Source organism: Roseobacter sp. AzwK-3b (genome assembly GCF_000170875.1).
Taxonomy (GTDB): domain Bacteria; phylum Pseudomonadota; class Alphaproteobacteria; order Rhodobacterales; family Rhodobacteraceae; genus Roseovarius; species Roseovarius litoreus.
The window spans coordinates 151,402-173,048 of record NZ_ABCR01000002.1; the positions used below are offsets into that span (position 1 = coordinate 151,402).

26 protein-coding genes are annotated in these 21,647 nt (G+C 64.8%); 18 read left to right on the top strand and 8 right to left on the bottom strand.

Annotated elements, in window-relative coordinates; translation table 11 throughout:
* Positions 1–26 precede the first annotated feature (26 nt).
* The 5 genes from cobI to RAZWK3B_RS04955 all read left to right on the top strand — a co-directional run bounded on the left by cobI (position 27) and on the right by RAZWK3B_RS04955 (position 4,271).
* Positions 27–728, top strand: a complete 702-nt coding sequence (gene cobI, locus RAZWK3B_RS04935; protein ID WP_007812810.1) for a precorrin-2 C(20)-methyltransferase — start codon at positions 27–29, stop codon at positions 726–728.
* A complete protein-coding gene (cobJ, locus tag RAZWK3B_RS04940; RefSeq protein ID WP_007812812.1) occupies positions 719–2,539 on the top strand; it encodes a precorrin-3B C(17)-methyltransferase in 1,821 nt (606 codons plus the stop codon). The genes cobI and cobJ overlap by 10 nt, the downstream gene beginning before the upstream one ends.
* Complete coding sequence (locus RAZWK3B_RS04945; RefSeq protein ID WP_007812814.1) at positions 2,536–3,066, top strand: DUF6882 domain-containing protein; 531 nt, start codon at positions 2,536–2,538, stop codon at positions 3,064–3,066. The genes cobJ and RAZWK3B_RS04945 overlap by 4 nt, the downstream gene beginning before the upstream one ends.
* Positions 3,063–3,836 carry a precorrin-4 C(11)-methyltransferase gene (gene cobM, locus RAZWK3B_RS04950; protein ID WP_007812817.1) on the top strand — a complete coding sequence of 258 codons (774 nt, stop codon included), beginning with the start codon at positions 3,063–3,065 and terminating at the stop codon, positions 3,834–3,836. Before RAZWK3B_RS04945 ends, cobM begins: the two co-directional genes overlap by 4 nt.
* Before the next feature lie 84 nt (positions 3,837–3,920).
* Positions 3,921–4,271 carry a hypothetical protein gene (locus tag RAZWK3B_RS04955; protein WP_007812818.1) on the top strand — a complete coding sequence of 117 codons (351 nt, stop codon included), beginning with the start codon at positions 3,921–3,923 and terminating at the stop codon, positions 4,269–4,271.
* A 38-nt stretch (positions 4,272–4,309) separates the two neighbouring features.
* Here RAZWK3B_RS04955 and RAZWK3B_RS04960 read toward each other — a convergent pair whose 3' ends face one another.
* The gene (locus RAZWK3B_RS04960; RefSeq protein WP_007812820.1) at positions 4,310–4,837 is read right to left on the bottom strand and encodes a DUF3833 domain-containing protein; all 528 of its coding nucleotides are present in this window, start codon (positions 4,835–4,837) and stop codon (positions 4,310–4,312) included.
* A 115-nt stretch (positions 4,838–4,952) separates the two neighbouring features.
* Entirely contained in the window at positions 4,953–6,125 is a 1,173-nt protein-coding gene (locus RAZWK3B_RS04965) for a MalY/PatB family protein (protein ID WP_007812821.1), read from the bottom strand.
* A gap of 254 nt (positions 6,126–6,379) precedes the next feature.
* Between RAZWK3B_RS04965 and def (RAZWK3B_RS04970) the strand changes: the two genes are divergently transcribed.
* From def (RAZWK3B_RS04970) to RAZWK3B_RS04985, 4 genes are read left to right on the top strand one after another with little or no spacing between them, the layout of a single operon-like run.
* Entirely contained in the window at positions 6,380–6,904 is a 525-nt protein-coding gene (gene def, locus RAZWK3B_RS04970; protein ID WP_007812823.1) for a peptide deformylase, read from the top strand.
* A gap of 4 nt (positions 6,905–6,908) precedes the next feature.
* Entirely contained in the window at positions 6,909–7,406 is a 498-nt protein-coding gene (gene def, locus RAZWK3B_RS04975; protein ID WP_007812825.1) for a peptide deformylase, read from the top strand.
* A 4-nt stretch (positions 7,407–7,410) separates the two neighbouring features.
* A complete protein-coding gene (fmt, locus tag RAZWK3B_RS04980; RefSeq protein ID WP_007812827.1) occupies positions 7,411–8,328 on the top strand; it encodes a methionyl-tRNA formyltransferase in 918 nt (305 codons plus the stop codon).
* Between the two features lie 15 nt (positions 8,329–8,343).
* A complete protein-coding gene (locus tag RAZWK3B_RS04985; RefSeq protein WP_007812829.1) occupies positions 8,344–8,586 on the top strand; it encodes a hypothetical protein in 243 nt (80 codons plus the stop codon).
* 92 nt (positions 8,587–8,678) lie between these two features.
* Here RAZWK3B_RS04985 and rnhA read toward each other — a convergent pair whose 3' ends face one another.
* The 6 genes from rnhA to RAZWK3B_RS05015 form a co-directional block, all read right to left on the bottom strand.
* Positions 8,679–9,137, bottom strand: coding sequence for a ribonuclease HI (gene rnhA, locus RAZWK3B_RS04990; RefSeq protein WP_007812831.1), 459 nt, complete (start codon positions 9,135–9,137; stop codon positions 8,679–8,681).
* Positions 9,130–9,750 carry a glutathione S-transferase family protein gene (locus RAZWK3B_RS04995; protein WP_007812833.1) on the bottom strand — a complete coding sequence of 207 codons (621 nt, stop codon included), beginning with the start codon at positions 9,748–9,750 and terminating at the stop codon, positions 9,130–9,132. Before RAZWK3B_RS04995 ends, rnhA begins: the two co-directional genes overlap by 8 nt.
* A 52-nt stretch (positions 9,751–9,802) precedes the next feature.
* Positions 9,803–10,249: a DUF3429 domain-containing protein gene (locus tag RAZWK3B_RS05000; protein WP_157132174.1), complete on the bottom strand. Its 447-nt coding sequence runs from the start codon at positions 10,247–10,249 to the stop codon at positions 9,803–9,805.
* A 77-nt stretch (positions 10,250–10,326) separates the two neighbouring features.
* Positions 10,327–11,142 (bottom strand): N-acetyltransferase, encoded by an 816-nt coding sequence (locus RAZWK3B_RS05005; RefSeq protein ID WP_007812836.1) that lies wholly within the window; start codon positions 11,140–11,142, stop codon positions 10,327–10,329.
* A gap of 91 nt (positions 11,143–11,233) precedes the next feature.
* Positions 11,234–12,190 carry a 4-hydroxy-3-methylbut-2-enyl diphosphate reductase gene (ispH, locus tag RAZWK3B_RS05010; RefSeq protein WP_007812837.1) on the bottom strand — a complete coding sequence of 319 codons (957 nt, stop codon included), beginning with the start codon at positions 12,188–12,190 and terminating at the stop codon, positions 11,234–11,236.
* A 213-nt stretch (positions 12,191–12,403) separates the two neighbouring features.
* On the bottom strand, positions 12,404–12,976 hold the full coding sequence (locus RAZWK3B_RS05015; RefSeq protein ID WP_007812838.1) for a LabA-like NYN domain-containing protein: 573 nt from the start codon (positions 12,974–12,976) through the stop codon (positions 12,404–12,406).
* A gap of 149 nt (positions 12,977–13,125) precedes the next feature.
* Here RAZWK3B_RS05015 and folK point away from each other — a divergent pair, with 149 nt between their 5' ends.
* The 9 genes from folK to acpS all read left to right on the top strand — a co-directional run bounded on the left by folK (position 13,126) and on the right by acpS (position 21,481).
* Positions 13,126–13,692, top strand: coding sequence for a 2-amino-4-hydroxy-6-hydroxymethyldihydropteridine diphosphokinase (folK, locus tag RAZWK3B_RS05020; protein ID WP_007812839.1), 567 nt, complete (start codon positions 13,126–13,128; stop codon positions 13,690–13,692).
* An 89-nt stretch (positions 13,693–13,781) separates the two neighbouring features.
* Positions 13,782–15,002, top strand: a complete 1,221-nt coding sequence (locus tag RAZWK3B_RS05025; RefSeq protein ID WP_037295080.1) for a GTP-binding protein — start codon at positions 13,782–13,784, stop codon at positions 15,000–15,002.
* A gap of 70 nt (positions 15,003–15,072) precedes the next feature.
* On the top strand, positions 15,073–15,399 hold the full coding sequence (locus RAZWK3B_RS21590) for a DUF6525 family protein (protein ID WP_232279480.1): 327 nt from the start codon (positions 15,073–15,075) through the stop codon (positions 15,397–15,399).
* Positions 15,400–15,445: 46 nt separating this feature from the next.
* A complete protein-coding gene (gene rpoZ, locus RAZWK3B_RS05030; protein WP_007812841.1) occupies positions 15,446–15,805 on the top strand; it encodes a DNA-directed RNA polymerase subunit omega in 360 nt (119 codons plus the stop codon).
* Between the two features lie 31 nt (positions 15,806–15,836).
* Positions 15,837–17,978 (top strand): RelA/SpoT family protein, encoded by a 2,142-nt coding sequence (locus tag RAZWK3B_RS05035; protein WP_007812842.1) that lies wholly within the window; start codon positions 15,837–15,839, stop codon positions 17,976–17,978.
* A gap of 11 nt (positions 17,979–17,989) precedes the next feature.
* The gene (locus tag RAZWK3B_RS05040; RefSeq protein WP_007812843.1) at positions 17,990–18,652 is read left to right on the top strand and encodes a DUF2062 domain-containing protein; all 663 of its coding nucleotides are present in this window, start codon (positions 17,990–17,992) and stop codon (positions 18,650–18,652) included.
* Positions 18,653–18,809: 157 nt separating this feature from the next.
* Entirely contained in the window at positions 18,810–19,562 is a 753-nt protein-coding gene (locus RAZWK3B_RS05045) for a pyridoxine 5'-phosphate synthase (protein ID WP_007812844.1), read from the top strand.
* A 31-nt stretch (positions 19,563–19,593) separates the two neighbouring features.
* Positions 19,594–21,054: an alpha/beta hydrolase gene (locus RAZWK3B_RS05050; protein WP_007812845.1), complete on the top strand. Its 1,461-nt coding sequence runs from the start codon at positions 19,594–19,596 to the stop codon at positions 21,052–21,054.
* Positions 21,055–21,067: 13 nt separating this feature from the next.
* Positions 21,068–21,481 (top strand): holo-ACP synthase, encoded by a 414-nt coding sequence (acpS, locus tag RAZWK3B_RS05055; RefSeq protein WP_007812846.1) that lies wholly within the window; start codon positions 21,068–21,070, stop codon positions 21,479–21,481.
* The last annotated feature ends 166 nt before the right edge of the window (positions 21,482–21,647 follow it).

Sequence of the window (21,647 nt, forward strand, 5' to 3'; positions counted from 1 at the left end):
GGATCGATGAAAGCGGGGTCCGGGCGATGAGCGGCGTTCTTTACGGCGTGGGGCTTGGGCCGGGCGATCCGGATTTGATGACGTTGCGCGCCCATCGGCTGATCGCGGGGGCCGAGGTGCTGGCCTATCCCAGTCTGGCCGGGGGCGCCAGTTTCGCGCGCTCGATCGCGGCCGGGATCATTCCGGAAGGTGCCCGGGAAATCGTGATGGATGTGCCGATGACGCCGGAGCGGGCGCCGGCGCAGGCGGCCTATGACAAGGGGGCGGCCGAGATCGCGGCCGTGCTGGAGCAGGGGCAGGATGTGGTTTGTCTGTGTGAGGGGGATCCGTTCTTTTATGGCTCGTTCATGTATCTTTTTGCCCGGCTGTCGGCGCGTTACCGGGTGGAGGTGGTGCCGGGGGTGACATCGGTGACCACCTGTGCGGCGAGGGCGGGGATGCCGCTGGCGGCGCGAAACGAGCGGCTGACCGTGTTGCCGGGGCCTTTGCCCGAGGCCGAGTTGCGGGCGCGGATCGATGGGGCGGAGAGCGTCGTCATCATGAAGGTGGGCCGGCATCTGGCCAAGATCCGGGGTGTGATCGAGGAGCTGGGTCTGACGGGGCGCGCGGTCTATGTGGAACGCGCGAGCCTGCCCGAGGAGGTGGTGTGCCCGCTGGCCCAAGCGCCGCAGGTGGCGCCCTATTTTTCCATGATATTGCTGACCAAGGGGGCCGATCCATGGCTGTGAAACCTGTCGTTCTGGCGCTGAGCCGGTCGGGCGAGGAGGTGGCGCATCGCGTGGCCCGCCTGATCGGGGCAAAGGTGCATGGGCGCGAAGGGCGCGTCGCGCGGGCGGATGCGTTTTTTCCCAATGCGCTCGATCATGCACGCGATCTTTTTGCGGCCGGTGTGCCGGTCGTTGGCGTCTGTGCCAGTGGCATCCTGATCCGGGCCGTGGCGCCCTTGCTGTCGGACAAGCGCGGCGAGCCGCCGGTGGTGTCGGTGAGCGATGACGGCGCGGTGGTGGTGCCGCTTCTGGGGGGGCATCGCGGGGCCAACCGGCTGGCGGCGGAGATCGCCCGGGGGCTGGATGCGGTGGCGGCGGTGACCACGGCGGGGGATGTGGCGATGGGCGTGGCGCTGGATGCGCCGCCCGAGGGCTACCGGCTGGCCAATCCGCAGGATGCGAAATCGGCGATGGCGGCGATGCTGGCGGGAGAGGGTCTGAGCGTGACCGGCGAGGATATTTTCGGCCTTGGGCGCGAGGCGGGCGGCGCGGTGGAGCTGGTCGTCAGCGAGGCCCCCGCTGAGGCGGGAGAAAAGCGGCTTGTCTATCATCCGCAGCGGATCGTGCTGGGGCTGGGGTGCGCACGCGATTGCGACCCGGAAGAGATGTGGGCGCTGGTCTGCGCCATGCTGGAGGAGGCCGGGATCGCAACGGGGGCCGTGGCCTGTGTCGCGTCGATTGACCTCAAGGCCGATGAGCCGGCGATGAACGAGGTGGCGCGGCGGCTTGATGTGCCGCTCAGGTTGTTCAGCGCGGTCGAGCTTGAGGCGCAGGCGGATCGGCTGGCCAATCCGTCGGAGGTTGTCTTTGCGGAAGTCGGCTGTCACGGGGTGGCGGAAGGCGCGGTGCTGGCCGCGGGCGCCGATCTGGCGGTGGAGAAGCGCAAGACGGCCAATGCGACCTGCGCCGTGGGACGCACGGCTGAGCCTGTCACCGATCTGCCGGGGCGCGCGAGGGGGCGGTTGAGTGTCGTCGGCATAGGGCCGGGGCAGGCGGCATGGCGCACGCCCGAAGTCAGCCGGTTGATCGCCGAGGCCGATGAGCTGGTGGGCTACGGGCTTTACATCGATCTGCTGGGGCCGCTTGCCGCGGGCAAGCCGCGCCATGATTTCCCGCTTGGTGGAGAGGAGGCGCGCTGCCGTCACGCGCTGGAGCGCGCGGCGGAGGGCCGTAATGTGGCGCTGGTCTGTTCGGGGGATGCGGGGATCTATGCGATGGGCGCGCTGGTCTTCGAACTTCTGGACCGGGGCAGGGACGATCACGGCGTGAGCGATGCGGCGCATCGGGTGGAGGTTGTCTGTTCGCCGGGCGTGTCGGCGCTGCAGGGGGCGGCGGCGCGGGCGGGGGCGCCTTTGGGGCATGATTTCTGCACCATTTCGCTCTCGGATCTGTTGACCCCGCGAGAGGATATCCTGCGCCGGTTGCACGCCGCCGCCGAGGGCGATTTCGTGATCGCCTTCTACAACCCGGTGTCCAAGACCCGGCGGACCCTTCTGGCGGAGGCGCGGGATATCCTGCTGAGGCATCGTCCGGCGGAGACGCCGGTGATGCTGGCCTCGTCGCTGGGGCGTCCCGAGGAGCATGTGCGCTACCGGCGGCTGGACGAGCTGCAGGTCGATGAGGTGGATATGCTGACGGTGGTTCTGGTGGGGTCGAGCAATTCGCGGCTGGCCCATCTGGGAGAGGGGCCGCGCATGTTCACGCCGCGCGGCTATGCGCGCAAGATCGACGGGGATCTGGCCGAGCCGCGCAGGACAGGTGGCGCGGCATGAACCCGATCCTTCTGGAATTCGCGGGGCGCATGGCCGATCAGGGCGCGACCCAACTGCCCGAGACCTATCGGCAGATGGCGGTCAACGCCAGGTTCTTCCTGGGCACGCGGATGGCGGGGGGCGCACTGGCGCAGCGGCTGGACGCGGTCGCGGGCTTTCGGCTGACCCTCGAGAAGGGCCGCCTTGTGCTGAGTTTCGAGGATGCACCGGATCTGTCGGTCGAGGCGCAGATCATCGGCACATGGTCGGATGACGGCAGCTGGATGTGGGGCTGGGGGCATCCGGAGGTGCCCGAGCCGATGCAGCAGGCGGCCTGGGCGGTGCAGCAATTCGGCGAACGGCAGGAGATCGAGGAGCTGTTGACGCGCGGCGGGCCTACGGAGGAAGAGCGCGCGCGGGAATATATGGCGATCTGCGCCTATATCTCGGATGCGGATGGCGTGTTCATGGGCGATCATGGCGGCGGCGGGCAGGTCTGTGTCTGCTATTATCAGAACGATCAGCTGAAAGGGCTATTGAGCGAATGACCGTTTATTTCATCGGGGCGGGACCGGGCGATCCGGAACTTCTGACGAAAAAGGCCGAGCGGGTGATCGGGGAATGCCCGGTCTGCCTTTATGCCGGGTCGCTGGTGCCGGCCGAGGTGGTGGGCTGCGCGCCGAAGGACGCGCTGGTGATGGATACCGCGCCGATGACGCTCGATGACACGCACGCGGTGATCCGCGACGCCCACGCGAAGGGGCAGGACGTGGCGCGGGTGCATTCGGGCGATCCGTCGCTTTATGGCGCCATTGCCGAGCAGATCCGGCGGCTGCGCGCCGACGGGATCGATTACCAGATCATTCCGGGCGTGCCGGCCTATGCCGCCGCTGCCGCGGCGTTGGGGCAGGAGTTGACCGTGCCGGAGGTGGCGCAGTCGATCATCCTCACGCGGGTGTCGATGAAATCCACCTCGATGCCGGATGGCGAGACCCTGGAGAATTTCGCGCGCACGCGCACGACGCTGGCGATCCATTTGGGGGTGCGCGCCCTGCGCGAGATCGAACGGGTGCTGACGCCGCATTATGGCGCCGAGTGTCCGGTGGTGGTGGCGTATCGCGTGGGCTGGCCTGACCAGATGTTTATTCGCGGCACGCTGGCCGATATCCGCGAGAAGGTGAGGACCGAGAAGATCACCCGAACCGCGCTGATCCTCGTGGGGCCGGTTCTGGGCGAGATCGCGGATTTCAAGGACAGCGCGCTCTACGATCCGGCACAGCCGCATGTGCTGCGCCCGAAGGCCACACTGCGCGCGTGATGTGCGCGGGGCGGTGAATTTTAACGTGACCGTCATGATTTGCTGGCACAGTCTGGGAGGTGGAAGGCATGAAAGGCATTTGCAATGACGACCTATTTATCCCCCGACGTGCAGGCGGGTCTTGATGCCGCGCGCAAGAAAGCCTTGAAAAAAAGCCATCGGCTGCGGGTGCAGGCCGGTGAAGATACCTACCCCGTGCTGAATGCGTGGGAGGGCGGGTTTTCGCTTGATTCGGATGTGGCGCCACATTTGCGGGGGCTGGTCGATCTTTATGACGGGCCGAAGCACCTGTCGCGCTGCCTGATCGTTGCGTCAGAGGAAGAGGGCGGCGAGATCCGGTTCGAATTGAAGCGCATGACCGAGGCCAGCGACCGGCAGCCGGTGGATTTCGAGCGTGACCCGGATGCGCCGGTGGCTTTGATCGGGCGGGATTGACGGTCGGGGATGATCTTTGGCGCGGTACCGGGTCGGGTTTAGAGTTTCTCGAACGTGATGATGACCTTGCCGATGGTGATGCCCGCCTTGCGCATATAGGCGATGTTGAGCACCCGGTCGTCGGAGAGTTGCCACATCCAGTCGTCGAAGCTGACGCGCATTGTGCCGTCGGGCACGGGCAGGTCGATGGTATAGGCCCAGTTGAACACGTCGCCTTTCTCGGTGCCGGTGGCGGTGCCGATCACGCCGGGGGCGGTGCCTTCCCATGTTTCAGGGCCGGTCTGGCGAAGGGTCCAGATGCGCTGCTCGGTGGTGCCGTCGGCATAGGCGAAATCCTCGACCAGGGTGAGGGTTTCGCCGTCCCATGTGCCGTCGATGGCCACCTCGAAGCGGCGGCGCACGGTGCCGAAACGGTCCTGAAACTGACCGTGGGCCACGGTCTTTCCTTCGAAGAATTCCTGCAGCTCGAAATCGGCATCGCTGAGGGCGGGATCGTCCAGCGAAGGCCGGCCCGAGCAGGCGGTGAGAAGGGCAAGGGCGGCGAGGGCTGTGGCAAGACGGATCATCGGGGCGCTCCGGGGCTGATGGCAGGTCAGAAGCTAACCCGTTCGCAGCGGGGGGCAAGCGCCTTGAGGGGCGCCTGGCCTTTGTGACGGGGGTGGTGCGACGCGCCGGGGCGGATCACTGCAGGTCGGCGAAGGCGTCCTGCAGGCGGGCGACGGCCTCTTCGACACGGATGCGCGGCGTGGCGAGGTTGAAGCGCAAAAACGTCTCGCCGCCCTGGCCGAAGCTGGGGCCGTGATTGACCGCGATGCGCGCGTCGCGTTCGACGCGGGCGGTGAATTCGCCCTTGTCCATGCCGGTGCCGGAGAAATCGACCCAAGCAAGATAGGTGGCTTCGAGCGGCATGGACGCAAGGCCCGGGATGGCGTTCACGCCCGCGTCGAACAGGCGGCGGTTGCCGTCGAGATAGTCGACAAGCGCATCGACCCAGGCTGCACCCTCGGGGGAATAGGCGGCCTCGGCCATGACCAGCCCGAAGGAATTGGGCGACAGACCAAGCGCCGACATGCGCGCGGCAAAGCGGGCGCGCAGGGTTTCGTCGGCGATGATCACGTTGCCGGAATGGGCGCCCGCGATGTTGAAGGTCTTGGTGGTGGCGGTCATCATCACCAGCCGGTCGGCGATGCGCTCGTCGATATTGGCCATCGGGATATGGGTATGGCCGGGCATCACCAGATCGTGGTGAATTTCGTCGGACACCAGCACGAGGTCATGGCGGCGGGCGAAATCGGCGACGTCCTGCAATTCCTCGCGGGTCCAGACGCGGCCACCGGGGTTATGCGGCGAGCACAGGATCAGCATCTTTTCCGAGCCGTCCATCGCGGCATCATAGGCGTCGAAATCCATCCGGTAGAGACCGTCCTCGTGGCGGAGCGGACATTCGACGACCCGGCGCCCGGCGGCTTTGATGACGCGGGCGAAGGCATGATAGACCGGCGTGAAGATCACCACGCCATCGCCGGGATCGGTGAAGGCATCGACGCACATGGCGGTGCCGTTCACGAGGCCGTGGGTGGTGAACACCCATTCGGGTTCGACACGCCAGCCATGGCGCTCCTGCATCCACCAGCGGATGGCGTTGAGATAGCTGCGATCATCGCCGTAATAGCCGTAGATGCCATGATCGACCATGCCCTGAAGCGCGTCGGACACGCAGCGCGGCGGCTGGAAATCCATATCGGCGACCCACATCGCGAGCCCATCGCTGGCCGGCACGCCATAGGTTTTTTCCATCATGTCCCATTTCTGGGAATGGGTGCCGAAGCGGTCGATGATGCGGTCGAAATCCATGGGGGGCTCCTTGTTGGTGACGCGGGCAGGCTATAATGTTCGGGAGACGGGGTGTAGGGGTGATTGTCTGGCGGATAATATTCCAAATAAAACTTTAATATGAAAGTATGTTCTGTAAGTGTGATTAAATATGGAAATATATTCTATTTAGATAAAATTATATGGAATATATTTCTTTGAAAACGGGCGGTGCCATGGCGGGGCGGATCATTGGCCCATTGCGCGCTCGGCGGGCATGACCTAAATCCTCCCGCATGAAACGGCCTATCCTGATCCATCCTGACCCGCGTCTCAAGAAAGTCTGCGCGCCCCTTGGCGATCTGTCGGACGACTTGCGCGTGCTGGCTGACGACATGCTGGAAACCATGTATGACGCGCCGGGCATCGGACTGGCGGCGCCGCAGATCGGGGTGCTCGACCGGCTGATCGTGATGGATTGCGTCAAGGGCGAGAACGAGACGCCGCGCCCTCTGGTGATGTTCAATCCCGAGATCGTCGCCTCGTCGGACGTGATGAATGTCTATGAGGAAGGGTGTCTGTCGATCCCCGAGGAATATGCCGAGGTCAAGCGCCCCGAGGCGGTGGATGTGCGCTGGATCGACCGGGACGGCAACGAGCAGACCGAGACATTCGACGGGCTCTGGGCCACCTGCGTGCAGCATGAGATCGACCATCTGAACGGCAAGCTGTTCATCGATTATCTGGGGCCGATGAAGCGCCAGATGATCACGCGCCGTATGCAGAAACTGAAGCGCGAACAGGCCAAGGCGAGGGCCTGACGGCATGGCGGTGCGGCGCTGCCTGCCATGGCCGGACAAGCGGTTGCGCAGCCCGGCCGCGCCGGTCGAGGCGATCACCGATGAGGTCCGCGCGATCTGGGACGACATGATCGACACGATGGAAGCGATGCCGGGCGTGGGTCTTGCCGCGCCGCAGATCGGCGTGATGCTGCGGCTGGCGGTGGTCGATGCCAGCGAGACGCGCGGGCAGGCGGTGCGCATGGCCAATCCCGAAATCCTGCATTCCAGCATCGAGCTGCGCAGCCATGAAGAGGCCAGCCCGAACCTGCCCGGCGTGTCGGCGGCGATCAAGCGGCCGCGCGCCGTGACGGTGCGTTTTCTGAATACGCAAGGCGAGATGGAGGAGCGCGATTTCGTGGGTCTCTGGGCCACCAGCGTGCAGCATCAGATCGACCAATTGGAGGGGCGGCTTTTCGTGGACCGGCTGAGCAAGGTGAAGCGCGACATGCTGTTGCGCAAGGCCAGAAAGCTGGCGGGTTAGGGCGATGCGGCTGATTTTCATGGGAACGCCCGATTTCTCGGTGCCGGTGCTGGAGGCGCTTGTCGCCGCAGGCCACGAGGTGGCCGCGGTCTATTGCCAGCCGCCAAGGCCCGCCGGGCGCGGCAAGAAGGACAGGCCGACGCCGGTGCAGGCCCGCGCCGAGGAGATGGGGCTTGAGGTGCGCCATCCGGTCAGCTTGAAGGGCGCGGACGAACAGGCGGATTTCGCGGCGCTTGGGGCGGATGTGGCGGTGGTGGTGGCCTATGGGCTGATCCTGCCGCAAGCCATTCTGGATGCACCGAAGCGGGGCTGTCTGAACATCCATGCGAGCCTTTTGCCGCGCTGGCGGGGTGCCGCGCCCATTCACCGGGCGATCATGGCGGGGGACGCGCGCACGGGCGTGTGCATCATGCAGATGGAGGCGGGGCTGGATACCGGGCCGGTGCTGCTGCGGCGCGAGACGGAGATCGGCCAGACCGAGACGACGGGCGCCTTGCATGACCGGCTGTCGCGGATGGGGGCGGAGGCGATCATCGAGGCGCTGGCGCGGCTGGATGACCTGACGCCCGAGCCGCAGCCCGACGAGGGCGTGACCTATGCGGCCAAGATCGACAAGGCCGAGGCGCGTGTGGATTGGAGCCGCCCCTGCAGGCAGGTGGATCGGCTGATCCGGGGGCTGTCGCCCTTTCCCGGCGCATGGTGCGAACACCGGGGCGAGCGGATCAAGCTGCTGGCCTCGGAGTTGGCCGAGGGGGCGGGCTGCCCCGGAGAGGTGCTCGAAGCGGCAGGCGGGGGCGCGCTGCGCGTGGCCTGTGGCGAGGGCGCGGTGCGGCTTTTGCGCTTGCAACGGGCGGGCCGGGGCGCACAGGATGCCGAGACGTTTCTGCGCGGGCTGCCGCTGGTCCCGGGCGACATGCTGTAAAGAGGGAGAGGTACGATGTTTCCCACGTTGATCGGCACGGTGGTGATCGCCGGGATTGTCGGATATGCGTCCGAAAAGTCCGGGTTCACGAAAAACGGCTATCTGCAGTCGATCATCATCTGCGTGGGTGGGGCGTTCCTGTTTTACTTCCTGCGGATCATGTTCGGGATTCGCATCGGCACGCCGGGGGTGGATGCGATCCTGTCGTCGATCGGGGCGTTGATCATCGTGCCGACGCATTGGCGCAAGCGGCGCTGAGGGGTCTGGGGCGCCGAGGGGGGAGCGGCGGCTTGTCGGGCGTGACCGCCCGCCGCGCGACGCATCCGGGAAAGCCCTGCAATCTGCGCGGATCAGGCCGAGGGTTTGAACGGCGCCATGCCGGCGCGGGCCAATGCGTCGGCACGTTCGTTCTCGGGGTGGCCCGCATGGCCCTTGACCCATTCCCAGGTCACGTCATGGCGGGCCTGCGCCTCGTCCAGCCGCTGCCAGAGCTCGACATTCTTGACGGGTTTGCGGGCGGCGGTCTTCCAGCCGTTGCGCTTCCAGCCATGGATCCAGCCGGTCACGCCGTTCTTCACATAGGCGCTGTCGGTGACGATGGTGATCTTGCTGGGCTTGGCCAGCGTTTCAAGCGCGTTGATGGCGGCCAGAAGTTCCATCCGGTTGTTGGTGGTCTCGGCCTCGCCGCCGCTCAGCTCACGCTCTTTGAGGACGGTGTCCCCCTCGATCGCCTGCAGCAGCACGCCCCAGCCGCCGGGACCGGGATTGCCCGAGCAGGCGCCATCGGTATAGGCGAAAAGATCAGGCATCCGCGTCCAGCCCCCGATATCCGGGCAGGGCGGCGATGCGGGCGCACCAAGCCGCAAGGCGTGGAAAGCGGGCCATGTCGAAGCCGCCGCGCGAGCCTGCGGTATGGGTGTAGCCGTAAAACGCGATATCGGCCAGCGTGGGCGCATCTCCGGCGAACCACGGGCTGTGGGCGAGCGCCTCTTCCATGAGGGAGAGGATCGCATGGCCCTCGTCGGCGAGGCGGGCCATCACCTCGGGTGTGGCCTGATCGGCGAGATGCGGGTAGCAGTTGAGCGAGGCGCGCACGGCGATCACCGGCTCATGGCGGTTCTGTTCGAAGAACATCCAGGCGAGCATCTGCGCCTGGGCCAATGGCGTCTCGGGCACCCAGGGCGTGCTCTGACCGAGATACCAAAGGATCGCGCCGGATTCCGACAGGATCGTGCCGTCGGGCAGGTGCAGAGCGGGCAGCTTGCCAAGCGGCAGGTGGCCATCGGCCTTGGCTTGGGCCAGTTCGGGCGCGTTGGCCTCGCAGGGGATGTGGCGATAGGGGCGGCCAAGCAAGCCCAGCAGAAGCCGCACCTTGTAGCTGTTGCCCGAGGAGGGCATGGAATAAAGCGCGAGATCTGTCATGGCGGTCCTGTGGCGGCGTGCGAGGGGGCTGTCAAGGCGGGGACGGGGTCAGTCAGGCGAAGACCCCGATGGCAAGGCAGGTCACCACGATGGCGGTAAGCAGCAGGCGCAGCGACATCCACCATTCGGGTGCCGCGCCATGTTTCCAGAACAGCCAGTCCAGCCCGAGAATGCCGATGAACCCCACCATCAGAGAGATGCCCGCGCCGGTCGGTCCGCCGCCTGTCATGAAGAACGCCCACAGCGCCGGGATTACCGACAGCGCATAGCCGGTGCCGGCCTGAGCGCCCTTGAGTTGCGTGGCAAATCCCCAGAGCACGCCGGACATGAAGCTGAGGATCACCGCGCCATAGAACAGCATGACATAGGGCCCGGCAAAGCGCGCGCCGATGCTGCGCACGGTCCATGCCGCCAGCTCGGGCGACAGCACGGTGAGCGCGCCCCAGACGAAGGGCAAAAGGCCGGCAAGGCCGAGGATCAGGGGGACACGGGGTATCATCATGGGCGGCACCATGGCGCGACCGCCCGTCCGAGGCAAGAGGCCACGGGCCGGTTTCGCGCGCGACCGGGGCGCGGTCATCGCGTCATGCGACCGCCGGGAAGTTGCCGTGCGTCGGCGACGCCAAAAACGCTGGTGCCATCCCCGGCAAGGCCCATGCGGGTGCAGATCGCCTCGGAGGGGGTGTTGCCCGGCTCGACCCCGGTGAACACCTGCGTGAAGCCGTGACGCGCGGTCATGTCGAGCATGGCCATCGCCCCGAGAATGAGCGCCAGCCGCTGGCCGCGCCGTTCGGGGCGGGTGGCCAGCATCCCCCACCAGCAGGTGGTGGCGCCTTCGGGGTGATCGGGATGCAGAAAACCCGCAGCGGCGGCGCAGGCGGCGGGCTGGCCGCGCTCATCGAGGGCGACAATCGCCACAGCCGGTTTGATCAGCCCGCGCAGCACCGCGCCGGAGGGGGGCAGCACGCCGCAGGCCAGCGCCACCTGTGCCAGTTTGAGCACCGTCTCGGGCGGGCTGTCCGGGGTGATGGTGACGGGTGTCAGACCTTTGGGCAAGCGGTGCCGATCCAGTATGGCGCGGGCGGCATTGAGTGCGTCGGCGCCGCCGGTCCAGCGGGCATACTGCGCGACCGACAGGCCCCGGGCGAGAGCGTTGTCGCGCAGCGCGGGCAGGGCGTCATCGTTGACTGTGGCGTAATGGCTGTTGCCCTGCAGCACCGTGAGATCGTGCAGTTCGTCGAGATCGCCGTCCTGCGCAGAGGCCAGCCCGACAGTGCGCCCGTAATAGGTATACCGGGTGTCGTGCCGTGTCAGATCGTGAAAGGCGCGACCACGGCGCAAAAGGGCTTGTTGTGGCTCGGTGCCGAATACCTCGTCCATGCGTCGATCCATTGGCCCGATCCTTTTGCCGCCACAGGGTGCGCGGGCATGATGGCATGGCGCGGGGTGGAAAGATACAGAGCGGCGCGCGGACCCTGGAGGGTCAGGTGCCTGCGGGTTCGCGCATCACGCGGGGCACCTTGAATTCGACGTTTTCCTTTGCGGTCTCGATGCTTTCGATGGTGACATCGTAGCGCGCCTTGAGCGCGTCAATCACCTCGTCCACGAGGATCTCGGGGGCCGAGGCTCCGGCGGTGATGCCGATGGAGCGGATCCCGTCGAGAGCGCGCCAGTCGATATCGGTGGCGCGCTGCACAAGCTGGGAATAGGCGCAGCCGGCGCGGGCGCCGACCTCGACCAGCCGTTTGGAGTTGGAGGAGTTGGGCGCGCCCACGACCAGCATCGCATCGGCGCGGGGCGCCATCGCCTTGACCGCTTCCTGACGGTTGGTGGTGGCGTAGCAGATGTCTTCCTTGTGCGGGCCTTTGATCGCCGGAAAGCGCGCCTGAAGGGCGGCGACGATATCGGCGGTGTCATCGACCGACAGGGTGGTTTGCGTGACGAAAGCGAGGGATGCAGGGTCGCGCACGTCGAGCGTGGCCACATCAGCGACGGTTTCGACCAGCAGCACCTCGCCTTCGGGCAACTGACCCATGGTGCCGATCGTCTCGGGGTGTCCTGCATGGCCGATCATGACGATTTGCAGGCCGTTTTCGTGGTGGCGCTCGGCCTCGATATGCACCTTGGAGACAAGCGGGCAGGTGGCATCGACAAAGAGCATCTCGCGGCGGGCGGCTTCGGCGGGGACGGCCTTGGGCACGCCATGAGCCGAAAAGATCACTGGGCGATCATCGGGGCAGTCGTCGAGCTCTTCGACGAAGACCGCGCCCTTGGCGCGCAGGTCATCGACGACGAATTTGTTGTGTACGATTTCATGCCGCACATAGACCGGCGCGCCCCATTTCTGCAGGGCAAGCTCCACGATCTTGATGGCGCGGTCGACGCCGGCGCAAAAGCCGCGCGGCGCGGCAAGGTAAAGCGTAAGAGGGGGTTTCGTCATCTTGGACCTCCTGTCGGGTCCAGACCTAAGGCCAAGATCGCGCGCCGTCCAGTGCCGCTTGCGCGGCAATGCGCGCCGGACATGCCATTTGGGACGGGCTGTCGCCCGTCAAGCGGGGTCAGGCGCAGACAGCCACGAGCTGCGCCTGACTGACGTTACACACCGCTGATCCGGGTGGGACAGCTGCGATGATCCAGCAAAGGCGAGGGCGCTTCAGCTCTCTTCCTGGTAGCTGTCTTCGCGGCTGGGATGCGGATCGCGGGGTGGGCGACCGATCACGTCCTTGAGATCATCCAGTTCGATGAAGTTGTCCGCCTGACGGCGCAACTCGTCAGAGATCATCGGTGGCTGGCTGCGGATCGTGGACACGACGGAGACGCGCACGCCCTGACGCTGGAGGCTTTCCACCAGAGGCCGGAAATCGCCATCGCCGGAAAACAGCACGATATGATCCACACGCGGCGCGAGTTCCATCGCGTCCACGGTCAGCTCGATATCCATGTTTCCCTTGACCTTACGGCGTCCCTGACTGTCCGTGTATTCCTTGGCTGGCTTGGTCACCATGGAGAATCCGTTGTAATTCAGCCAGTCAACCAGAGGTCGGATAGGAGAATACTCATCATTCTCGAGCATGGCGGTGTAGTAAAATGCACGCAGCAGTTTGCCACGACGCATGAACTCGGCACGCAGGAGCTTATAATCGATGTCGAAACCCAAAGCGCGTGCAGCTGCATAAAGATTTGATCCATCGATGAACAGCGCGAGCCGTTCGTCCTTGTAAAACATACAACAGTCCTTCCGAATTGTATAAACCACGGTCGAAGGAACAAAAATGGTGGTGTGAGTGGTGGGTCTCGACCGAAGTTGACGCATATAACTATGATAAACGGCACGAAACGCAATACTGTTTAGGCTGTGCGAAAGGATAGTATGGCATGGACGGAAGTGAAAACGCTCTGATTGCGTTGGGCGGAAATGCGCCGTCTGAGCAGGGCCAGCCGGCCGAGACGCTTCGCGCCGCGCTGGACCGGCTTGACGCGCGCGGTTGCCGGATTCGCGCGGTTAGCCGGTTCTATGTGACGCCTTGCTTTCCCCCCGGAGCGGGGCCGGATTTCGTGAATGCGGCGGCTGTGCTGGACTGCGTGGGCGGCCCCGAGGAGGTGCTGGCGCTCTTGCATGAGGTCGAGGCGGAGTTCGGACGCGAAAGGCTGACGCGTTGGGGGCAGCGCACACTGGACATCGATCTGATCGCCATGGGCGATGCGGTGCTGCCGGACCACGACACCCACCGCGCATGGCGCGATATGGCGCCCGATGAGCAGGGCACACGCGCGCCCGGTTGTCTGATCCTGCCGCATCCGCGGGTGCAGGACCGGGGCTTTGTCCTTGTGCCGCTGGCCGATGTGGTGCCGGAGTGGCGGCATCCTGTGCTGGGTCAAACCGTGGCCGAGATGTTGGCGGCGCTGCCCGAGAAGGAGCTTGAGGGCGTGGTGCCGATGTAGCGCGGGGGCGGTGTTGGGAAGAGGTCTTGCGCCTGATTGTTGTAATGGTATAACATAACAATATAACCTTGCCGAACCGGAGACCCCCCATGCGCAGAACCGTAGATGACCGTCTTCCCGTAACTGTCTTGTCCGGGTTTCTGGGGGCGGGAAAGACGACTTTGATGAATGCGGTTCTGAACAATCGTGACGGGCGCAAGGTTGCGGTCATCGTGAATGACATGTCCGAAGTGAATATCGATGCGGACTTGCTGCGTGAGGGTGGCGCGGATCTGAGCCGAACGGATGAAAAGCTGGTTGAAATGACCAATGGCTGCATTTGCTGCACGCTTCGGGATGACCTGTTGCAGGAGGTGCGCAGGCTGGCCGATGAAGGCCGGTTCGATTACCTGCTTATCGAGTCGACAGGTATCGCAGAACCTCTGCCGGTGGCTGCGACCTTCGAATTTCGTGACGAGGACGGCCAGAGCCTGTCGGATGTTGCGCGGCTGGATACGATGGTGACGGTGGTCGACGCCGTGAACCTGCTGCAGGATTACGCCAGCCACGATTTCCTGTCGGATCGTGGTGAGACGGCCGGAGAGGGAGATGAGCGCACGCTTGTTGACCTGCTGGTGGACCAGATCGAGTTTGCCGATGTCGTCGTTCTCAACAAGATCGCCGACGCAGGGGTGGAGCGGCTGTCCGCGGCACGGCTCATTATAAAGAGCCTCAACCCCGATGCGCAGATCATCGAGACGGATTATGCGCAGGTGCCTGCCGCGATGATCTTCGACACGGGGCTGTTCGACTTCGAAAAGGCGCATGAGCATCCGCTATGGGCCAAGGAACTCTACGGGTTTGCCGATCATGTTCCGGAAACCGAGGAATATGGTGTTTCCTCCTTCGTCTATCGTGCGCGCCGCCCGTTCGATCCTGTAAAGGTACATGGCGTGCTGAATGGCCCGCTTCCCGGCATCATCCGCGCCAAAGGACATTTCTGGCTGGCAACGCGTCCTGACTGGGTTGCGGAGTTCAGCCTTGCGGGGGCCTTGTCGAAGGTTGCGCCGCTTGGCACCTGGTGGGCGTCTGTACCGCAAGAGCGTTGGCCCGAGCACCCCGAGGCGCGGGCCTATATCGACCGGTATTGGCAGGCGCCGTTCGGGGACCGGCGGCAGGAACTGGTTTTCATTGGCAGTGGATTTGACCGGGAGGCCATCACGGCGGCGCTTGATGCAGCGCTGATCGGATCCGAGATGACGTTCGAGCCGTCCGCGTTCGAGCATCTGGAGGATCCCTTTCCTCAATGGCGCCGGGCGCTGGCTGCCTGATCCATGCGGCCGACACAAAGACCTGTCCGGGTCCCGGCGCGGGGTGCGTCCTCAAGGCGGTCCTGCTGAGATGGGGCGCAACATAAGGTCGAGCCTTGTCCGGCGGCGGCGGGGCACCAACCCGATGGCCGAATTCGACCGGCTGCCGCCGCCGGCCCGGGACTGGCTGCGCAATGCTGTTCTGCCGTGGTCGCCGCGATCCGTGCGCCGGTTATGGGACCGTGCCCTTCGTGAGAGCGCCGGGGACATTGCCGCCGCGCTGAGCCGCATGGATCGGGCCGAATGCAAGCGGCTGGCGCGCGAGCGGAGGGGGTCTGTCCTGCCTCCGGTTCGGGTGTCTGGCGGCCCCGATCGTCAAACTGATTCTTGGCTTGTAAATCCCGGTCCAAGGCTTTAGATGTGCGTTTCTTGCAAGATGACTCAGATGACTTTCCGGAGGTCCAATGGCCCGAGTTACAACCGAAGATTGCGTCGACAAGGTTCCGAACCGATTCGAGCTTGTGATGCTTGCCGCGCACCGTGCGCGTGAGATCTCGGCGGGCGCCCCGATCACCGTGGATCGCGACAACGACAAGAACCCTGTCGTCTCCCTGCGCGAGATCGCCGAAGAGACCCAGTCGGCTGATGAGCTTCGCGAGCGTCTGATCGAATCCAACCAGACCCAGATCGAGGTTGACGAACCCGAAGAGGATTCGATGGCCCTTCTGATGGGTGGTGGAGAGCCTGACCGCGCCTCGGCAGACGACGACATGTCCGAGGAAAAGCTGTTGCGCGCCCTGATGGAAGCGCAAGGCCAGGGCTGACCCTGCTGGCGAACCCGGAGCTGCGGGCGGCATGATTTCGGTTGATGACCTTGTCGCGCTTGTCCGCACCTACAACCCCAAGACCGATGAGGCGCTGATCCGCGCGGCCTATGATTATGGCCGTGCGATGCATGAGGGCCAGTTTCGCCATTCCGGCGAGCCGTATTTCACGCATCCCGTCGCCGTCGCCGCCATTCTGGCCGAACAGCGGCTGGACGATGCCACCATCATTACTGCGCTTTTGCACGACACGATCGAAGATACCCGCGCCTCGTATAACGAGGTGGCGGAGAGGTTTGGGGGCGAGGTCGCCGATCTGGTGGATGGCGTCACCAAGCTGACCAATCTGCAGCTGAGCAGTTCGGAGACCAAACAGGCCGAGAATTTCCGCAAGCTGTTCATGGCGATGTCCAAGGATCTGCGGGTGATCCTTGTCAAGCTGGCCGACCGTCTGCACAACATGCGCACGATCAAGGCGATGCGCCCGGAAAAACAGGCCCAGAAGGCCCGCGAGACGATGGATATCTTCGCGCCGCTGGCAGGGCGCATGGGTATGCAATGGATGCGCGAAGAGCTGGAGGATCTGGCGTTTCGCGTGCTGAACCCGGATGCGCGGGCCTCGATCATCCGGCGGTTCATCACCTTGCAGAAGGAAACCGGCGATGTGGTCGAACGCATCACCGGCGACATGCGGCTGGAGCTGCGCAAGGCGAAACTTGAGGCCGAGGTGTTCGGCCGGGCCAAGAAACCCTATTCGATCTGGCGCAAGATGCAGGAAAAGGAGATGGGGTTCTCGCGGCTGAGCGACATCTACGGGTTCCGGATCATCACCGGCTCGGAAGAGGATTGCTATGCGGTTCTGGGCGCGATCCATCGCCGCTGGCGGGCGGTGCCGGGACGGTTCAAGGATTACATCAGCCAGCCCAAATCGAATGGCTACCGCTCGATTCACACGACCGTGTCGGGGCGCGACGGCAAGCGCGTGGAGGTGCAGATCCGCACTCGCCAGATGCATGACGTGGCCGAGGCCGGCGTGGCGGCGCATTGGTCCTATCGTGACGGCGTGCGGGTCCAGAACCCCTTTGCCGTGGACCCCGCCCGCTGGATTTCCAGCCTGACCGAGCAATTCGACGCCGAGGAGGATCACGAGGATTTCCTCGAGGCGGTCAAGCTGGAGATGTATGCCGACAAGGTGTTCTGCTTCACGCCCAAGGGCGATGTGGTCAAGCTGCCGCGCGGTGCGACGCCGATCGATTTCGCCTATGCGATCCATACGAGGATCGGCAATGCCACCGTGGGCGCCAAGGTGGACGGGATGCGCGTGCCGCTCTGGACGCGGGTCAAGAACGGCCAGTCCGTCGAGGTCATCACCGCCGATGGCCAGACCCCGCAGGCCACATGGCTGGACATCGCCACCACCGGCAAGGCGCGCGCGGCCATTCGCCGGGCGCTGCGCGAGCAGGACCGCGACCGCTTTATCAAGCTGGGCCGGGAGCTGGCGCGTTCGGCCTTTGAGCATGTCGGCAAGAAAGCCACCGACAAGGCGCTCGAGACGGCGGCCAAGACCCTGCGTCTGAAAAACCGCGACGAGGTTCTGGCGCGCTTGGGCAGCGCCGAGCTGACCGCGCATCAGGTGCTGAATGCGGTCTATCCCGATCTGGTCCCCGATCCCGGCGAAGAGGTCGGGCGCGAGCGCGCGGTGATCGGCCTGTCGCCCGACCAGAGCTTCGAGCGCGCGCGCTGCTGTCAGCCGCTGCCCGGAGAGCGGATCGTCGGCATCACCTATCGCGGGCGCGGGGTCGTGGTGCACGCGATCGACTGCGAATCACTTTCGGCGCTTGACGACCAGCCGGAACGCTGGCTGGACCTGCATTGGCATTCCGGCACGCATCCCGCTGCCTATGATGTGACCCTTGATATCACCTTGTCGAACGATGCGGGGGTCTTGGGACGTATTTGCACATTGATCGGAGAGCAGAAGGCCAATATCTCGGACCTGACGTTCGTGGACCGAAAGCCGGACTTCTACCGGCTGCTTGTCGATGTCGAGTTGCGCGATGCGGAACATCTGCATGGTGTCATCACTGTTCTCGACGCTGAAAGCGATGTCGCTTCGGTTGAGCGGCATCGCGATCCGAGGCTATCCGGAGCCGCGACGCAGACAGAACGCTAGGAGCCGCAGAGGTGGTCTTCAAACGCCGAGACAGACGACCGATCTGGCAGGCCGTCGCAGACTTCTTCTGGCCGCGCGGCGGCTGGGGGCGTGCGTTCACCTATGTCAAACATCGTGTGCGCCGCCTGCCCGATCCGCCGCACCGGATCGCAAGGGGCATCTTTGCCGGTATTTTCGTGACGTTCACACCGTTTTTCGGGCTGCATTTCTTTCTGGCGGCCACGGTCGCATGGATCATGCGGGGCAATATCATCGCCTCGCTTTTGTCGACCTTCGTGGGCAATCCGCTGACTTTCGTGCCGATCATGGCGATCTCGTTGCAGACGGGGTATTTCCTGACCGGGCAGGGCCATGCGCTTGGTGATGAGGTGCATCGCTCGCTCGGGGGCAAGTTCGTGGATGCCGGGCGCGATCTCAAACACAACATCTGGGCGATCTTCACGGATGAGCGCGCGGACTGGAGCCATCTGCTGGTCTTTTATGACGAGGTGTTCTTTCCCTACATGGTGGGCAGCATCATCCCCGGACTGATCGCCGGGATGATCGGCTATTACATCAGCCTGCCGGTCATTCAGGCCTATCAGAACCGGCGCAAGGGTGTGCTCAAGGCGAAATGGGCCGCGATCCGCGAAAAAGCCGCGCAAAAGGCTGACGCCAAGAAGAAACAGGACTAAAGCGTTCCGCCCTTGACCTGAGGCATCAGCCAAGGGCGGAACGCGAGCAACGAATGAAAGAAACAATGCATTTCGCGAAAATCTGTGATTCAGGTTTTCCGCGAAACGCTCTAGGTTCCCGTTCAAGACGGCGGTGCATCATGGAAGGGCGTTCAGCATGACATCCGAAGGCAAGCTACGGCTTGGAGTGAATATCGATCACGTGGCGACGGTGCGCAATGCGCGCGGCAGCGCCTATCCCGATCCGGTGCGCGCGGCGAAACTGGCCGAAGAGGCGGGTGCCGATGGCATCACCGCGCATCTCCGCGAGGATCGCCGCCATATCGCGGATGCCGATATCGAACGGCTTATGGCGGCGTTGGAGCGGCCCTTGAATTTCGAGATGGCGGCGACGGCGGAAATGCAGGCGATTGCCCTGCGCCACAAACCGCATGCGGTATGCATCGTGCCTGAAAAGCGCGAGGAACGGACCACCGAGGGCGGGCTGGATGTGGCGCGGGATGAGGCCGCGCTGGCGGGTTTCATCGCGCCGCTCAGCGATGCGGGCTGCCGGGTGTCGCTGTTCATCGGGCATGAGCCACGCCAGATCGAGGCGGCGGCGCGGGTCGGTGCGGCGGTGGTGGAACTTCATACCGGCGCCTATTGCGATCTGCATTACGAGGGCAGGCTCAATGAGCGCGATGCCGAACTGGCCGCGCTGTGCGAAGGTGCCGCACTGGCGCATTCGCTGGGGCTCGAAGTGCATGCGGGGCATGGGCTGACCTTCGAGACGGTCAAGCCGATCGCGGCGATCCCGCAGGTGATCGAGTTGAATATCGGACATTTTCTGATTGCCGAGGCGATCTTCCTGGGGCTTGGTCCCGCCATCGCCGAGATGCGCCGCCTGATGGACGAGGCGCGCGCGGCATGAGCCGAGAGCGCGTGTTGCGGGATCAGGTGACATGCGTCGCCGCGATCTGAGTGTCGGACTTGCAGCACTGCTGCTGGCGGTGTGGTCGCTGTGGGTGCTCGAGGGCGCGCGTCAGGGCGTGGTGATCGAAGATCTGAGACTGGGCGACACGCCGGTGACACGGATGAGCGACGGCAGCGGCGGGCCGCCGGTGGTGATCGCGCATGGCTTTGCCGGGTCACGCCAGATGATGCAGGCCTATGGGCTGACGCTGGCGCGGTCGGGCTATGACGTGCATGCGTTCGATTTCCTGGGTCATGGCCGCCACAAGGTGCCGATGGGCGGGGATGTCAGCAGCGTCGAGGGAACGACCCGGCTGCTGGTCGATCAGACCGCAGAGGTCATTGCGATGGCGCGGGCGCGGGGCGATGGCGCGGCGGTGGCCTTGTTGGGGCATTCGATGGCGACGGATGTTCTGGTGCGCGTCGCGGCCGAGACCGAGGGGGTCGGGCCGCTGATCCTGCTCTCTCCGTTTTCGCAGGCGATCACCGCGACAGAGCCAAAAGACCTTCTGATGATCGCGGGCGCATGGGAGGCGCGGCTGTCGGAGTTCGCGCTGGAGCAGGTGCGACAAATCGATCCCGAGGCGGGTTTCGGAGATGTGGTGGGCGAAGATGGGCTGCGCCGGATGGCCCTGCAGGCACCGATGGTGGAGCATGTAGCGATCCTGCATTCGCGTGCAGCACAGCGCGCGGCGCTCGATTGGTTGAACGGGTTTCATGGACGGGATCAGGGCACGCAGGTGCCGCCGACCGGCTGGGCGCTGATCGGTTTGCTGACGGCGATCACGGCGCTTTTCGGCCCTGTCGCGCGGCTGCTGCCCCGGCGCGAAACCCCCGATATACCCTTGTCTGCAAGGGGTTTAGCCGCGGCCATAGTGCTGCCGGCGCTGGCCGCGCCGCTTCTGGCGACGCAGGTGGAAACGAAGGTTCTGCCGGTGCTGGTGGCCGAGTATCTGGCGCTGCATCTGATGATCTATGGCGGGCTGCAACTGGCGGTGCTGGGCTGGCTGAGGGGGCGTCCGGGATGGCCCGCGCCGCTGGCGGCGGGGCTGCTGGTGCTCTGGACGCTTGGGGTGTTCGGGTTTGCGCTGGATCGCTATGGCGCGAATTTCTGGCCGACGCCGGAGCGGCTGACGATCATCGCGGCGCTGTGTCTGGGGGCGGTGCCGTTCATGCTGGCGGACAGCTGGCTTGCGCATGGTGCGGGGCTGTGGCGAAGGGTGCTGGCAAGGGTCGGGTTTCTGGCCTCGCTCGGGATTGCGGTGGCGCTGGATTTCGGGGGGTTGTTCTTCCTGCTGATGATCGCGCCGGTGATCGTGCTGTTCTTCCTGAGCTTCGGTGTGATGGGCCGGGCGGTGGCCCAAAGGTCGGGACCGATGGCGGCGGGGCTTGGGCTGGGGCTGGCGCTGGCTTGGGCTTTGGGGGTAAGTTTCCCCTTGTTTTCAGCGTGATGGGAGAGGCGCGATGATCCTCGGGATCGGCACGGACCTGGCCAATATCGACCGCATCGCCGGCACGCTGGAGCGGTTCGGGGACCGGTTCCGCAACCGCGTGTTCACCGAGATCGAGCAGCACAAGGCCGAGCGGCGGCAGGATGTGGCGGGCACCTATGCCAAGCGGTGGGCCGCGAAAGAGGCCTGTTCCAAGGCGCTTGGCACGGGGCTGCGGATGGGGATCGCGTGGAAGGACATGGCCGTGAGCAACCTTGGCACCGGCCAGCCGAGGATGCACCTGACGGGCTGGGCGGCGGAGCGGCTGGAGGCGATGACGCCGCCGGGGCATGAGGCGATCATCCATGTGACCCTGACCGACGACCACCCATGGGCGCAGGCCTTTGTGGTGATCGAGGCGCGGCCCATCGAGGCGAATCGGGGTTAACGCGTTGATATAATGAAATTATACCGTTCGGTATTGCGTCGGTATCACGTCGGTATCGCGTCGGTGTGCAAGCGCCTGATCCTGCGGGGATATGGTCCTTAACAGGCCGTGCGTTGCCCCGTGCCCGTCTGCGGGATGCCGGCGCAGTGGGCGGGGCGCGCGAACA